15 protein-coding genes are annotated in these 13985 nt (G+C 55.1%); 3 read left to right on the top strand and 12 right to left on the bottom strand.

The annotated features are described in order from the left end of the window. Positions 1–13: 13 nt before the first annotated feature. The 8 genes from sufE to DBR02_RS19800 form a co-directional block, all read right to left on the bottom strand. A complete protein-coding gene (sufE, locus tag DBR02_RS19840; protein WP_063448947.1) occupies positions 14–430 on the bottom strand; it encodes a cysteine desulfuration protein SufE in 417 nt (138 codons plus the stop codon). 14 nt (positions 431–444) lie between these two features. Further along, the gene (gene sufS, locus DBR02_RS19835) at positions 445–1665 is read right to left on the bottom strand and encodes a cysteine desulfurase SufS (RefSeq protein WP_107535199.1); all 1221 of its coding nucleotides are present in this window, start codon (positions 1663–1665) and stop codon (positions 445–447) included. Next, positions 1662–2933 carry a Fe-S cluster assembly protein SufD gene (sufD, locus tag DBR02_RS19830; RefSeq protein WP_107535198.1) on the bottom strand — a complete coding sequence of 424 codons (1272 nt, stop codon included), beginning with the start codon at positions 2931–2933 and terminating at the stop codon, positions 1662–1664. Before sufD ends, sufS begins: the two co-directional genes overlap by 4 nt. Then, positions 2908–3654, bottom strand: coding sequence for a Fe-S cluster assembly ATPase SufC (sufC, locus tag DBR02_RS19825; RefSeq protein ID WP_063448950.1), 747 nt, complete (start codon positions 3652–3654; stop codon positions 2908–2910). The genes sufD and sufC overlap by 26 nt, the downstream gene beginning before the upstream one ends. A gap of 9 nt (positions 3655–3663) precedes the next feature. Next, on the bottom strand, positions 3664–5154 hold the full coding sequence (sufB, locus tag DBR02_RS19820) for a Fe-S cluster assembly protein SufB (RefSeq protein ID WP_063448951.1): 1491 nt from the start codon (positions 5152–5154) through the stop codon (positions 3664–3666). Between the two features lie 8 nt (positions 5155–5162). Further along, on the bottom strand, positions 5163–5531 hold the full coding sequence (gene sufA / locus DBR02_RS19815) for a Fe-S cluster assembly scaffold SufA (RefSeq protein ID WP_107535197.1): 369 nt from the start codon (positions 5529–5531) through the stop codon (positions 5163–5165). A gap of 321 nt (positions 5532–5852) precedes the next feature. Beyond that, positions 5853–6581 (bottom strand): MerR family transcriptional regulator, encoded by a 729-nt coding sequence (locus DBR02_RS19805; RefSeq protein ID WP_107535196.1) that lies wholly within the window; start codon positions 6579–6581, stop codon positions 5853–5855. Positions 6582–6770: 189 nt separating this feature from the next. Continuing rightward, on the bottom strand, positions 6771–7991 hold the full coding sequence (locus DBR02_RS19800) for a diguanylate phosphodiesterase (protein WP_107535195.1): 1221 nt from the start codon (positions 7989–7991) through the stop codon (positions 6771–6773). 339 nt (positions 7992–8330) lie between these two features. Between DBR02_RS19800 and ycgZ the strand changes: the two genes are divergently transcribed. Genes ycgZ through DBR02_RS19785 form a run of 3 tightly spaced genes read left to right on the top strand, consistent with a single transcriptional unit; the run spans position 8331 to position 9203 of the window. Continuing rightward, positions 8331–8570: a regulatory protein YcgZ gene (gene ycgZ, locus DBR02_RS19795; protein ID WP_063448954.1), complete on the top strand. Its 240-nt coding sequence runs from the start codon at positions 8331–8333 to the stop codon at positions 8568–8570. A gap of 4 nt (positions 8571–8574) precedes the next feature. After that, positions 8575–8895 carry a hypothetical protein gene (locus tag DBR02_RS19790; protein WP_107535194.1) on the top strand — a complete coding sequence of 107 codons (321 nt, stop codon included), beginning with the start codon at positions 8575–8577 and terminating at the stop codon, positions 8893–8895. A 29-nt stretch (positions 8896–8924) separates the two neighbouring features. Then, on the top strand, positions 8925–9203 hold the full coding sequence (locus DBR02_RS19785; protein ID WP_022647868.1) for a biofilm/acid-resistance regulator YmgB/AriR: 279 nt from the start codon (positions 8925–8927) through the stop codon (positions 9201–9203). A 57-nt stretch (positions 9204–9260) separates the two neighbouring features. Here the strand turns inward: DBR02_RS19785 and DBR02_RS19780 are convergent, their stop codons facing one another. Genes DBR02_RS19780 through DBR02_RS19765 form a run of 4 tightly spaced genes read right to left on the bottom strand, consistent with a single transcriptional unit; the run spans position 9261 to position 13969 of the window. Next, on the bottom strand, positions 9261–9914 hold the full coding sequence (locus tag DBR02_RS19780; protein ID WP_107535193.1) for a helix-turn-helix transcriptional regulator: 654 nt from the start codon (positions 9912–9914) through the stop codon (positions 9261–9263). Between the two features lie 41 nt (positions 9915–9955). Further along, a complete protein-coding gene (locus DBR02_RS19775) occupies positions 9956–10468 on the bottom strand; it encodes a fimbrial protein (RefSeq protein WP_107535192.1) in 513 nt (170 codons plus the stop codon). Between the two features lie 11 nt (positions 10469–10479). Further along, positions 10480–11427 carry a fimbrial protein gene (locus tag DBR02_RS19770; protein ID WP_107535191.1) on the bottom strand — a complete coding sequence of 316 codons (948 nt, stop codon included), beginning with the start codon at positions 11425–11427 and terminating at the stop codon, positions 10480–10482. A gap of 1 nt (position 11428) precedes the next feature. Then, on the bottom strand, positions 11429–13969 hold the full coding sequence (locus DBR02_RS19765; RefSeq protein WP_107535190.1) for a fimbria/pilus outer membrane usher protein: 2541 nt from the start codon (positions 13967–13969) through the stop codon (positions 11429–11431). Between the last annotated feature and the right edge of the window lie 16 nt (positions 13970–13985).

Here is a 13985-nt window from a genome sequence, read left to right as displayed (position 1 = left end):
CTGTTCAGTTAGTTTAGCTAAGGATTGCGGCTTTAGCGCGAATGGCGCGGATCATCGCTTCCAGCCCCTGGGATCGGGACGGGGTGAGGTGTTGGGTTAAGGCCATTTTTTCAAACCACGGACGGACGTCAAAGGCGACAATATCCTGCGCCGACATCCGGTGATAGAGAATAAATACGACGGCAATAAGCCCCTTCACAATGGCGGCATCGCTGTCGCCCTGTAATTCGATTACGCCATCATCCGTCTGCTGCATCAGGATCCAGACCTGGCTCTGGCAGCCCTGAATGATGTTGTTCGGGTTATGCGCCTCTTCGCTGAGCGGCGGCAGGCGCTGCCCCAGCTCGATAATATAAAGGTATTTCTCTTCCCAGTTTGCGCAACGTCCAAAGTTGCGCAGCAGTTTATCTCTGTCCGGCAAATCTGCCATCTCTCGCCTCTCCGTTAGCCAAGCAGCTGGTGAATACGTTTTAGTCCCGCCACCAGTCTGTCGACCTCTTCCGTTGTGTTGTACATCACCAGCGATGCGCGGCACATGGCCGGTACCTGATAATACGCCATCAGCGGCATCGCGCAGTGATGCCCGGTACGTACGGCGACGCCGTAATTATCCAGGAAACTGCCCACATCATAGGCGTGATGCTTGCCGAGGTTAAAGGCTATCACACCCAGACGGTCAGCAGGGCCGTATAAGGTCAGTTCCGGGACGCTGGCAAGCTCCTGCAAGGCGTACTGCATCAGCAGCTGTTCGTACTGCTGAATTGCCGCCAGCCCCGTTTCAGAGACGTAGCTCATGGCGGCGCCCAGCCCAATAATCCCGCCGGTGTTTGGCGTACCCGCCTCGAAGCGCCACGGGGCGCGGGCGTAAGTGGTTCCTTCCGTCAGGCTGACGGTGGCGATCATCGAGCCGCCCCCTTCCCACGGCGGCATGGCCTGAAGAATATCCTCCTTCACATACAGCACACCGATGCCCGTCGGGCCATAAAGCTTGTGCCCGGAGAAAACGTAGAAGTCGCAGTCCAGGGCCTGAACGTCAACCGCATGGTGCATGACCGCCTGGGCACCATCAATCAGCACTTTTGCACCGGCCTGATGGGCTTTGTCGATAATCAGCGCCACCGGATTTTCCGTCCCCAGCACGTTTGAAACGTGAGTAACGGCCACCAGCCGCGTCCTGTCGTCCAGCAGGGCGTCCAGCTGTTCAAGCTGGAGCGTACCGTCTTCATTCAGGGGAACCACCCGCAGCTGGGCCCCTGCGCGCTCACAGAGCATCTGCCAGGGCACGATGTTGGCATGGTGCTCCATCTGGGTGATGATGATGTTATCCCCCGCGTGCACCTGCGCATTGCCCCAGCTGTTGGCCACCAGGTTGATCCCTTCGGTGGTTCCACGCACGAACACCAGCTCTTCCGGCAAACGCGCGTTGAGGAAGCCCGCGACCTGGGTACGCACGTTTTCCATGCGCTGGGTCGCCTCGGCGCTCAGGGTGTGGATCCCGCGATGTACCGCCGCGTAGCCGTGGCGGTAAAATTCAGCTTCCGCATCCACCACCTGATTCGGTTTTTGCGCGCTGGCCGCGCTGTCGAGATAGGCCAGCGGCAGACCGTTCACTTCACGGGTCAGTACCGGAAAATCGGCGCGGACTTTCTCTACGGGAAATGTCATGCTTCGCCTCCAGGCAGCCGCTGACCGATACGGGCCAGCACCTGCTGTTTAAGTCCGCCGTCGGGCAGCGCTTCCGTCAGCTCGGCCGCAAAGGCGTAAATAATCATCTTCTGCGCGGCCTGCTGGTCTATCCCGCGCGAGCGCAGGTAGAACATCTGCTCGTCGTCAATACGCCCGACCGTCGCGCCGTGGCTGCACTTCACGTCGTCCGCGTAGATTTCCAGCTGCGGCTTGGTGTCCACCTCAGCCAGACGTCCCAGCAGAAGGTTGTTGTTGGTCATCTGCCCGTCAGTTTTGATGGCGTGCTGCGCCACGTTGATCAGGCCGTTAAACACCGCACGACCTTTGTCGCTGACGATAGTTTTATGCAGCTGACGGCTGTTGCAGTAGCCTTTGTTGTGCTCAAGCCAGGTGCGCGTGTCGCACACTTCTGCCTTCACCGGCATCGCCAGGCTGTTCATGCGCAGCGTGGTGTTCTCACCGTTCAGTTGGGTACTGGTGTTGTGGCGTAACACCGCGCCGCCAAGCAGGAAGCTGTGGCTGTACGCCGCGGCATCCTGGCCCAGCAGAATATCGTTGTGGGCGAAGTGGTGACTGAGCGGATTCTCAAACGCCAGCTTGATATGGTGCAGCTGGGCGTTGGCCGCCACGTTCATCGTCAGACGCGAGCCGGTAAAATGACGGGTGTCGTTCAGACTAACGTAATGCTCAATCACCGTCGCTTCCGCCCCTTCTGCCAGCTCGAGATGGTGGCGATAGTGGGCAGTGTTGATCTCGTCGCCCTCAACGCCCTGCGTGATATGCATCAGCAGCAGCGGTTTCGCCGGGCGCTGGTTACGCTTAACGCGAATATGGGTGACAGACTGCGACAGGCTCTCCGTGAGGTGCAGAAAGACTTCAGGCTGGACCGGAGCGCTCAACGACTGGCGCTGGTCGTTAATGGCGATATCGAACCCGCTCTCCTCCACGCTGTCGCTGAGTTCCTCCCGGAACTGCCCGTCAACAAACACCAGACGCACGGCATCCACGCTCAGCGCCAGCGCATCGCGCTGGCCAGGGCTAACCTGGGCCAGGCGCGTGACAAACTCGCCGTTCAGCAGACCGTCCAGCGGGGTATACTTCCAGTTCTCATGCTTACGCGTCGGTAAACCGAGACGCAGCAGCTGCTGGAGATGGTGCTGAGCCTGTTCTGAACGCGAATCACCCTGCGCTTCAAACAGCCGGTGCCACTGCTGAAGTGCATTACTGCTGTTCGGTAAGCCAGCCATAACCCTGCTCCTCCAGTTGTTTAACCAGGGTAAAATCACCGGATTTCACAATGCGTCCCTGGTAAAGCACGTGGACATAGTCCGGTTTGATGTAGTCCAGAATGCGCTGGTAGTGCGTTACGATAATAAATGAGCGGTTCCCGTCACGCAGAGAGTTCACCCCGTCAGCGACGATCTTCAGGGCGTCGATATCCAGACCGGAGTCGGTCTCGTCGAGAATGCACAGCTCCGGCTCAAGCACCGCCATTTGCAGAATATCGTTACGTTTTTTCTCACCGCCGGAGAAACCCACGTTTACCGAGCGAGTGAGCAGATCTTCCGGCATTTTCAGCAGCTTAATTTTCTCTTCCATCAGATCCTGGAAGTCAAAGCGATCCAGCGCCTCAAGTCCGCGATACTTGCGCACCGCGTTCAGCGCGGTTTGCAGGAAGAACTGGTTGCTGACGCCCGGAATTTCCACCGGATACTGGAAGGCCATAAAGATGCCTTCACCGGCACGCTCTTCCGGCGACATCTCCAGCAGATCTTTGCCGTTAAACTCAACGGAGCCGCTTATGACTTCATAGTCCTCGCGTCCTGCCAGCGTCGCTGAAAGCGTACTTTTCCCGGAGCCGTTTGGCCCCATGATGGCGTGAACTTCACCCGGCTTGACGTCAAAATTGAGGCCACGCAGGATCGCTTTCTCTTCCACGCTGACCTGTAAATCTTTAATGCTTAACATGTACTTTCCTTAACCGACGCTGTGTTCAAGACTAATGGCGAGGAGTTTCTGGGCTTCAACGGCAAATTCCAGCGGCAGTTCGGAGAACACGTCCTTACAGAAGCCGTTAACAATCATTGAAATCGCATCTTCTTCACTGATCCCGCGTTGCAGGCAGTAGAAAAGCTGATCTTCACCGATGCGTGACGTGGTCGCCTCGTGCTCCAGCTGGGCGCTGTTATTGCGGCACTCGACGTACGGGAAGGTATGTGCCCCGCAGTCGGCGCCAATCAGCATGGAATCGCACTGGGTGAAGTTACGCGCGTTGGTGGCCGTCGGCATGATTTTCACCAGCCCGCGATAGCTGTTCTGGCTGTGTCCGGCGGAGATCCCTTTCGAGATGATGGTCGATTTGGTGTTTTTACCGATGTGGATCATCTTGGTGCCGGTATCGGCCTGCTGATGACCGCTGGTCAGCGCCACGGAGTAAAATTCCCCGATGGAGTTATCCCCGCGCAGGATGCAACTCGGGTATTTCCAGGTAATGGCGGAGCCGGTTTCTGACTGCGTCCAGGACATTTTGCTGTTTTCGCCTTCGCACAGCGCGCGCTTGGTGACGAAGTTCAGAATACCGCCAGTATTGCCGTCGCCCGGGAACCAGTTCTGCACCGTAGAGTATTTCACTTCCGCGTCTTTATGGATGATCACCTCAACCACCGCCGCGTGCAGCTGGTAGCTGTCGCGCACCGGCGCGGAACAGCCTTCGATATAGCTGACGTAGCTGCCCTCGTCCGCCACCAGAATGGTGCGTTCAAACTGCCCGGTTTTTTCTGCGTTGATGCGGAAATAGGTCGAGAGCTCCATCGGGCAGCGTACGCCTTTCGGCACGTAGATAAAGGTGCCGTCTGACGCCACCGCCGCATTCAGTGCGGCAAAGAAGTTATCGTTACTGGGCACCACGGTGCCGATGTATTTTTTCACCAGCTCAGGGTGATCGTGAATGGCTTCACCAAAGGAGCAGAAAATAATCCCCTGCTCCGCCAGCTTTTCACGGTAGGTGGTCGCCACCGAGACGGAGTCAAAAATGGCGTCTACCGCCACCTCTTTACCCTCGCGCACGGGCACGCCGAGCTGATTGAACGCCTCTTCCACCTCTTTGCTCAGGAAGCTGTTCTCTGCACCGGTTTGCTGTACCGCGCCGGGCTGCGAGGCACAGGTGTCATCACAGCTGCCGCAGGACGGCGCGGAGTAGTAGCTGTAATCCTGATAGTTCAGCTTATCGTAGTGCGCTTTCAGCCAGTGGGGCTCTTCCATCTCCTGCCACGCACGAAACGCGCTCAGGCGAAACGCCAGCATCCATTCAGGCTCGTTACGTTTGGCTGAAATAGCGCGCACGACATCTTCACTGATGCCTTTCGCCAGCTCATCGGTTTGCAGCTGCGTGAAGAACCCCTCTTTGTAGTTGAGGTTTCCGCCGCTCCAGGTGTTTACATCACTCGTTGCTTCAGTATTACGAGACATAGTACCGCCTATACCCCAAAGCTTTCGCCGCAGCCACATTCGTTCTGGGCTTTCGGGTTATGAAATTTGAATAACTGGTTTAAACCTTCACGAACGTAGTCGACTTCAGTTCCATCGATAAACGGCATAGCCTGTAGCGCGACGTAGAGCTTAGCGCCGTCAGTTTCAAAGACCAGGTCATCCTTTGCAGGTTCGGTGACGGTGTCCAGCACGTAGCCAAACCCCGCGCAGCCCGTCTGCTTAACGCCTAAACGTACGCCGAGGATGTCGGGGTTTTTAGCCACCAGCTCATGAATGTGCGCCGCCGCCGCAGGCCTAAGCGTTAAGCCACGCCAGGCAAAATCGGCCGGATTGAAGGTTTCTGAATGCAATTCCATAGGTCCACCTCATCTGATAAGCCACCAGGGCATAACACCATGTTAGTGATAACGATTATCACTTCAACCCCCTGACAGCAGGGGCTTTGGGCTAAACCGCCCTTTTTGGCTACTTTCTTTAAGCATAGACCCTGTGACGGGATGCGGATGGGATGGTGATAGTTGTTCAATGCATTGATAAATAATGCATTTCAGAGAAAAGGCGGTAAGGTGAAGGGCAAAAAGAAAAATTGTATTGGTAATACCTATTTTTGAGATAGCTATCGTTCGATAAGAAAGTGTACTGGAGCAAACAAAAAGGCCCTGACGGACCCCTTAACTTCAGTGATGGAACGCGACGGCAAAGCCCTGTTCACGCCAGTGGTCGAGCTGTTGCTGCTGGCGAGGCGTTGGATCTTTACCGGTCCAGACGAAAATTTTTTGCCCCGGGAAGAGTTCCGGACGCGGAGAATCAATCGGCTCGGCCAGCACGTCAATATGCCAGCCCTTGTAGGCCAGACGGGCCGCTTCCAGCCACAAATGCGTACGGTCGTCGCACTCCCACCCTATCAGCAGCGCGTCTTTACCGGCTTTTTTGCGCGATTCCACCAGGCTTGTAACGGCAAACTCAATCAGGACGCCATCAAGCAGGCTCGCCATATGGCGCACCGTATTCTGGTCCTGGTTCATTCGCTGTCGTACAGGGGTGATGATGTTATCAATCAGAACATCCATCGCATGATCGCGACGGAACTCACCGATTTTGGCGCGCAGCTTTGCCGGATTGGCGTAGCGCAGAACGGTTAACATCTCTTCCTGAAACGATGCCCAGTTCCCCTGAGTCATCACTTCTGTATTTTCAAGAAGCGCTTTTACTTTGCCGACCGAAACACCCGTTTTCATCAGGCGTTTGATCTCTTCGATACGCAGGATATCTTCATCGTCAAACTGACGATGACCCCCTTCGCTGCGCTGCGGCTTCAACAATCCATAACGGCGCTGCCAGGCACGCAGCGTAACGGGGTTGATACCGCATCGTTCGGCCACTTCGCCGATACTGTAATAGGCCATTAACTCCCTCACGCACAACACTTCCATACCTAACCAAACCAACCTTATCAGATTGTACAATATATTTGTATAACTAACTCCGGCTTCGGAGGCAAGTGAATGGCCCAAAGAACCACCCACTCGTTAATGTATTGTTGTATAAATTTAGCCAAACGTACAGGTAACTCTTAAGAGTTACGTACAGGATTTCTAAAAATCGTATTTTTTCTCTGGCCAGGCAATTGCCGGAATGCCCCCCAGTTGCGGGCTGGCGAACAGATGTCCCTGGAACTGAGAAATGCCGGCAGATTCCAGCCACATCCACTCTTCAGCCAGCTCTACGCCGACTGCGCAGAACATAATTTCCAGGGACGCGCAGCATTTAATGATCGCCTGAACGATAGCCTGACGCGGGCCGCTCTTGTGCACGTTGGCAATCAAATCACGATTAATCTTAATTCTGTCCGGCTGGAACTGGGCCAGCAGTTGCAGGCCGGCGAACCCCGCACCAAAGTGATCGATGGTCACGCTAATACCGGCGCTTTTAAGCTGTCTGACCGCGCTGGTGAACTCTTCAAAGCGCGAGATCGCCTCACTCTCGGTAAACTCGACCACAATTTGTTCCGGCACAAAACCGTTCGCCTCTATTACCATAAGTAAAAAATCGACGGCACCGGGTACATTGACCAGCGTCATTGGCAGCAGATTGATAGACAATGTTTGATTCCCCAGGCCCAGCGCGCTGGCCATCGACAGAGCCACCTGCTTGCTCTTTAAATCCGATTCGTACAGCGCCTCACGCGGCTGGTTAGCAAAATACTCTTCCGGCGACTCCCCGGACGGCGTGCGAAGCAGGGCTTCCCATGAGACCACCTGCTGCATAAACGGATCGACGATAGGTTGAAATGCAAAACTACAGTCAGCCCCCTTTGCCACAACCGTCGGCTGCGAAGATAACGGCGTGTTTTCGGTGACAAATTCCCAGGAATCCGCCGAAGGCAGCTCAAAATAGTTCGCTTTTTCAGTGGCTTCAACGAACGTGCGGAAAAATTGCAGGGCGCGATCGTTATACGTCAGCTGATAGCGGGTGGTGCCTTTATCGAGAACCTGTTGCAGCACTTCGTCCGTGTCGTACTGACGAAGGTCAAATAGCTCCATCCCGGCGTTGCCAAAGCGCCGGGAAGGACCATGATCGCTCAATAATTCAACCACGTTGTGATGCCGTGAGTCGCGGCAGATGAGCTGATAGATCTCATTTACGTTCTCAGCGGGCCCTTCGAGTAATTGAAAAAAGTGTGTGCCGTTAAACAGCAAAATCCCCGTTACATCTAACTGGCGATTTCTACAATTTGCAGCATCGACCATGTCTTCCAGCGCTTTAACTGGAACGTCCTCGCAGATATGACTGCGGTAAATAATGGTTGTGAGCATGCTAATCCTGGAGATTGAAGGGGTGACCACGAAAACGCGTGGGGAGAACTCTGTTATAGCACATTTATTGCCCAACAAATAATTTACATCTCAACGATTTACGCGGCGTCTTTATGCTATTTGCTGGCTTGTACAACTCTGCGACGCCGCTTCGGATTGTACAATATATTCTGTAAATTCCGCATAAAATTTAACATGCGTAACAATATGATAAATAAGATTTTTATAAAATATATTATAAAATTCTTAAAAAATTGTACATTTTAAATGTACAGATTTGAAAATTATGTATACCTTAAATGTAACGTTACTGATTACAGAATTTTACAGGAGCGAAACATGCAGCAGAAAGGTTACGTCGCAGACTCAGCAACCGCCATTGCGCAGTACTTCGAAAAAGCCGCGCTTCCAACCCAGCAAGAAACCCTGGGCCAGGTTGTTGTTGAAATTCTTAGCGATGGGCGAAATCTGAATCGCAAATCGCTCTGCACAAAACTGTTAAGTCGCCTCGAAAAGGCTAAAGGCCCTGAAGAGGAACGCCATTATCACCTGCTTCTTGGTCTGCTCTTCGAACGTTAATGTTATGAAAGGCAGTGATGCAGATAGCCTGATCGACCAGCTTATTGGAGAAGCCGCGCTTTCACTCTTGAAGGCGCGCGCTCCCGTGACGACCGAGGGGTTGGTTCAGCATCTGCGTAACATGCAAGCACGTGAAACGGATCCCCAGCGGCGGGAGACACTTGCGACGGTGATAGCTGAAATCAGCTCTGGCACGGTCGCTTTTAAAGGTCGCAGAACCGCACAAGGACGAACACAGAGAGAGGGATCTCTTAAGAATAATCGAGACAATGTAGTGCCGTTATTTGGTCATGGAAAACCTTCCAGTCCCAAGAAGATACATTGACTACAACTTCACAGCTACGGTGAGAACAAATGAGACAAAATATTCAGCTTCAACCCGAATACCACTCTGCCTTTTTAGATAGCGCGCTGTCGGAGTATTTCCGTCATGCGGGCGATCGCTTTGCTGAAGAGTCTGCCATTTTTTCGACTGCGGTTCGTTGTGTTCTCGCTTCCGAAGGTCATCTGACCAACAAAGCGATCATTCTCTGGCTGATCCAGACGCTGGAAACCACCGACGACGTCGTCAAGGCGGATGTGATCCGCAAGACGCTGGAGATTGTTGTCGGTTATACCATGGACGATCTTTAAGGCCTCCCCCTTCCCCCATAAACGGATAGCGTGCCAGGCGCGCTATCCGCTGCCCTTTCAGGTTACTGGTTGTGCATAACTGTTTTCCAGGTAGTCCCGAAGCAGGTTGGGTCGGCTCTTTTTCTCAATTAATTTTCTCAGCAAGACGATCAACTCGTAATCGCTACGCAGATTAAATTTCTGCATCATCATATACTTATGGGTAAAAACCGTTTTTTCGCTCATCTCCAGCGCATGAGCGGTCTGCCCAACCGACATCCCCCGGTAAAAATTGACCATAATACGCACCTGCTGTCGGGATAACCCCTTATGCTGGCAGTCGAAACAGCGCTTTTTATTCCACGTGTAACCCGGAGATTGCGTCCTGAACCACGCGATAAACAGTACGCCGCTAATACGATCGAGCGATGCACGGCGAGGGAGAAATATGATGTCCTCAAAGCAGGAGGGCAACGCCGCAAAGCGCAGCTCATCGTCGACGAGGCCTATCACAATCCCTTTTTGCCGGGCCAGTAACTCAGGAAAACAGGTCAGCGTTTCGCCCTGACATAATGAAAGGACAATGATATCGGCCTGACTGACGTTTTCATGGGTCAGGCCAGGGTTAAACGTGATGGCGCGATGAAAGTTATGCTTAAAAAAATCCTCAAAAAAGTACTGTAGCCCAGCCTGAAAAAACAGATCCGTATCCTGAATCAGAATATTCAACATCGTTCATTTCCACCTCGTTAATAAATGCTTATCACCGTCATTCAGTTGTACTGCGTCGTCATCACCACAACTGCACTGATGCTGCCCGGCGTGGCGCCACCCGTTACGGATTTGACCGAAGCCTGCATAGCCATCGTCGCGGTTCTGTCGGCGGCAATGGTTTGGGTCATGCTGGAACCTGTTCCTTTGAGCGTACCGGTTTGGGCATCACGCATGGCTATCGCCACGTGGGAGGCCGACCCGCTGTTGAGAAAATAGTCCGCCCCCGCCACGGGATCGGGACTGCCGGTCAAAGAGACGGTCACACGCTGCGTTCCCGTTGGGCACTGGGTAAACAGCAGGCTGAAGGACACCGGATCTGAAGTCGAGCCCGGCGTCGCCATGTTGGTTGCCTGAATATTGCCCAGGTTGACATCAAGGCTGTTATTCCCGCCATTGAATACGCACGGCGACGCAACGATACTCCCCGTCACGCCGACGTTGACGCTATCAGCGGAGAAAACTTTCCCGCTGAGTAAAACCAGCAACAGCAAAGTTCTGTACCTTATTTTCATCTTGTTACCTGCTACTGATAGGTCAAATTAAGGGTGGCGGAGGCATTCGCTGAGCCTGACTCGACGCGGGTCAGCGTTTGGTAATATCGCGCTGTTAACGTTAATGTCTCCTGTCCGCCGGCAGACTGGCGCAGGAAAAGTCGGCTGTTCATCACCAGCGGTGTCCCGTTATAGATAAGCTGTACTCCAACCCCTTTTGCGGTGCCGGCATTTCCCTGCCCGGTTAAGGCCATCACGCTGGTGTTCGCGCTGTCCGGATTCTGTATGCCACTGAGCGAGACATTAATATTGGTTCCGGCGGCGCAGGTCAGTCCCAGGTTTTGCGTGTTCTGTGCCCCCGTCGGCGTGGTGCCAACCACCGAGCCGAACGCCGAAGCGGGAATATCCCCTATCGGGAACGTCAGCTGTGACATATTGACCGTGCACGCCAGGGCATTAATGGTTCCGGAGGTGAGTTTCACGGTCAGACCGTCACGGTAGATACCGTCGCTCCCCTGAAGCGTTACAACGCCGACAACCCCTGGCGTTAACGCCCCCGACGACACCGGGCCCGTCACCACCAGCTCGATCTTCCCGCCGTACCAGTCCACGTAGGAGGTCTGCGCGTTGTAGGAAAACGTATTGCTCGGGTTTTCAAAATAGGCGTTTGAAGAAAAGCGTATCCCTATCCCGCTGACGTTAGTGTTGTAAACATGGTTGCCGTAGCTGCTCGGCGTGGCGCTGTTGTAGCGCATGCTGAATCCCAGCATCAGTGGATTGGTACAGCCGGTAAGATAGGAACCGGTGTTCGAGGCCGCGCCGGAAAAGACCACCGTGCCGACGGGCGCATCGCGCTGCACGTTGATGGTTCCCACGGACAGGGTTGAAAGCTGCGGCGTGATGGTGGTGCAGGTACCGGCACGGGCGAGATTTCCCGCCGCGAGCAAACCAAGAAGCAAAATCGCGTTAAAGCATTTCATGTTAGCGTTCCTGACGGCAGGTGGCGCGCATATCAGCGAGCCCGCCGTACGTTGGGTGTTTCGGCAGGCTGAAATCAGCGCGGCATTGCTGGCTGGACTGACTCCCCCACGTCGCGACTAGCGTTCCCTGGTCGCGCATACCGGTTAAATAAACCTGGCCGCGATCGCCCACAATAAAGCTGCCGCTGTCATCACCGACGAGGGTAACCACCGCGCCAAACGGCACGGCGCGATCGTTGTCGGTTAAGGTCATCAGCACCCGACGACCCGATTTCGCAAGGTAATCGGCTTTCACCACCGCTCCCCGCGTCGGCGTTACCGTGCGGGTGTTAATCTCCAGCTCAATATCGTCCGGCATATTTTCCGGATCGAGGGTGAGATCGTTTTTCCGGTAGACCGAAAGGTTGCTCACTACCGTATAACCGCGGAAATCTGTCCGTACACCGGGCTGATTGCGGATATCCACGCCGTGCGCGCCAGGGGCTTTGATTAAGGCGTTAGTCTCCCCCAGCGGCTGAGAAAGCGTGATGCCATCGGCGTGGGCGAGAATGCCGCCTTGCAGCCCATAATTCAGGCGTTCACTGTTTTTGTCATAGCCATAACCCGCCGTCACTTCGCCATAGGTGCCCCGGTAGTCCGCGTTCACGTTGCCGGTATAGCCCACGCCCTCTGTGCCATATCCCTGCTGAACGTTCCAGTTCAGGGCTCGGTTTTCGAGCGCAACCCCGTTCAGTCCGATGCTGTGCGTCGTCCCGTTATTCCTGCTGGCGTTCATGCCGTAGTTAGCCCACGTCTGCGGCAGAAATTTATCCAGAGGAATGCTAACGTTGAACGCCAGCAGCTGGTCGTGGTCAGCCTGTTTTTGACCGTCGCGGCTCTCCGACGCTGAACGGACATTTCTGCTGTAGGTCCATGTCAGGCCATAGCTGATGTTGTGCCAGTAGTTGCTATAGCCGACGCTCCACGACGCCATCGACTTACCGTCATTCCAGTAATCTTCTCGCGCCGCAGTGAGCGTGATCGCTCCAAGGTTATCCCCCAGCGTCTGGCTCATCGTCAGCTCTGCACGGTTACGCCGCCTGTCCTGAAGCGCACTGCCGTCGCCGTACGAATCGAGTACGTCCTGCATCCCGTAATAGCCGCGGGTGGAGTAGCGATACCCGGCAATCGAAAAGTTTGTCCCGGTATTGATAAAATTCTTGCTGTACCGGGCTCGCCACGACTGACCGCTTGTTTTCGCGGTATGCTCCGGCGTCGACCAGCCCTGAGTGACGTCAGCGGATATAGCCCCGAGATCGCCCATGTTCTTGCCCACGCCAACAGCCGCCGACTGGTACTTATCTGCCCCCTGAACGCCGCCATAGAGCGTGATGCCGTGGCGGAGGCCGTAAATCCCGGTCAGTTGCCCGAAAGGCGTTTTCTCCACGCTGCGGTTGTACGAACGATACTGCCCGGCGGTAAGGGCATATTTGAGGCGGCCCTCCCGTTGCAGGACCGGCAGCGAAGCGTACGGCAGGGTAAAATGTTGCTCACTGCCGTCGGCTTCGACGATCGTCACATCCAAATCCCCCGCGCCGCCCGTGGGGTACATGTCCGCGATCTCAAACGCGCCCGGCGCCACGTAGCTTTGGTAGATTTGATAGCCATTCTGACGCACCACGACCTGCGCATTGGTTCGCGCAATACCGCGCACTACCGGCGCGTAGCCCTTTAGGGAATCCGGCAGCATATCGTCGTCGGACGCCAGCTGGATGCCGCGAAACGGCATGCTGTCAAACACATCGGCAGGCGCGGAACTGTCGCCAAGCGTGAGCTGGGCTTTCAGGGGAATGATGGCGCGCTGCATCCAGGTGTAGACGTTGTCCCACCTGTCCTGGCCGGACGCATCACGGGACCAGGTGGTGTAGTTGCGTAACCGCCAGGGGCCGACATTGATACCCGGCCGCAGGTTGGCATACTGGCTGTCGCTGCGGGTATCCGCCCCGCTTCTCGCCCGACTATTCGCACCGCTCAGGCTGTAGTTGAGCATGGCGGCGGTAATGCCCTCATCCCACCTATCTGGGGGAACATAACCTCTGGCCGGGAGATCGATAGCCGCCTGCGGAATGCTGATCGCCAGACGCTGGGCGCCGAACTGGAAGTCTGCGCTGGCCTGTGGGATCGCCTTGAGATCTGCGCACTCACGCTGAGCGGCGAGCTGCGGGAAAAGCGCCGTTTTCACGCCCCACGCTTTTAACTGCCCGACGCTCAGGCATGGCTGCAACGTTTCGCTGCCGTTGGCATCCTTCACCGCAATGAAGCGGATATCCCGCGTTTCCAGCAGCTGGTCGTCAAGAATAATATCAACGTGGTACGTCCCGGGTGCCTGCGAGCCGGATTCAAAGGCAGATAAATCCGCTTTTCCCATTCCGGGATTATCCAGCTCTATCAGTTCCGTATTAAACGTATCGCTGGCATACAGCGCGGGAGAGATACCCGCGAGCGCGAGGGCAATAAATATTGCCAGACGTGCAGGCTGCACTGTATTAAATGCCGTTGTCATGACGAACACCTGATTA

Origin of the sequence: Enterobacter cloacae complex sp. (assembly GCF_900322725.1) — a bacterium.
In the GTDB taxonomy this organism is placed as follows: Bacteria; Pseudomonadota; Gammaproteobacteria; order Enterobacterales; family Enterobacteriaceae; genus Enterobacter; species Enterobacter quasihormaechei.
This window is presented reverse-complemented; position numbering and strand designations above follow the sequence as displayed.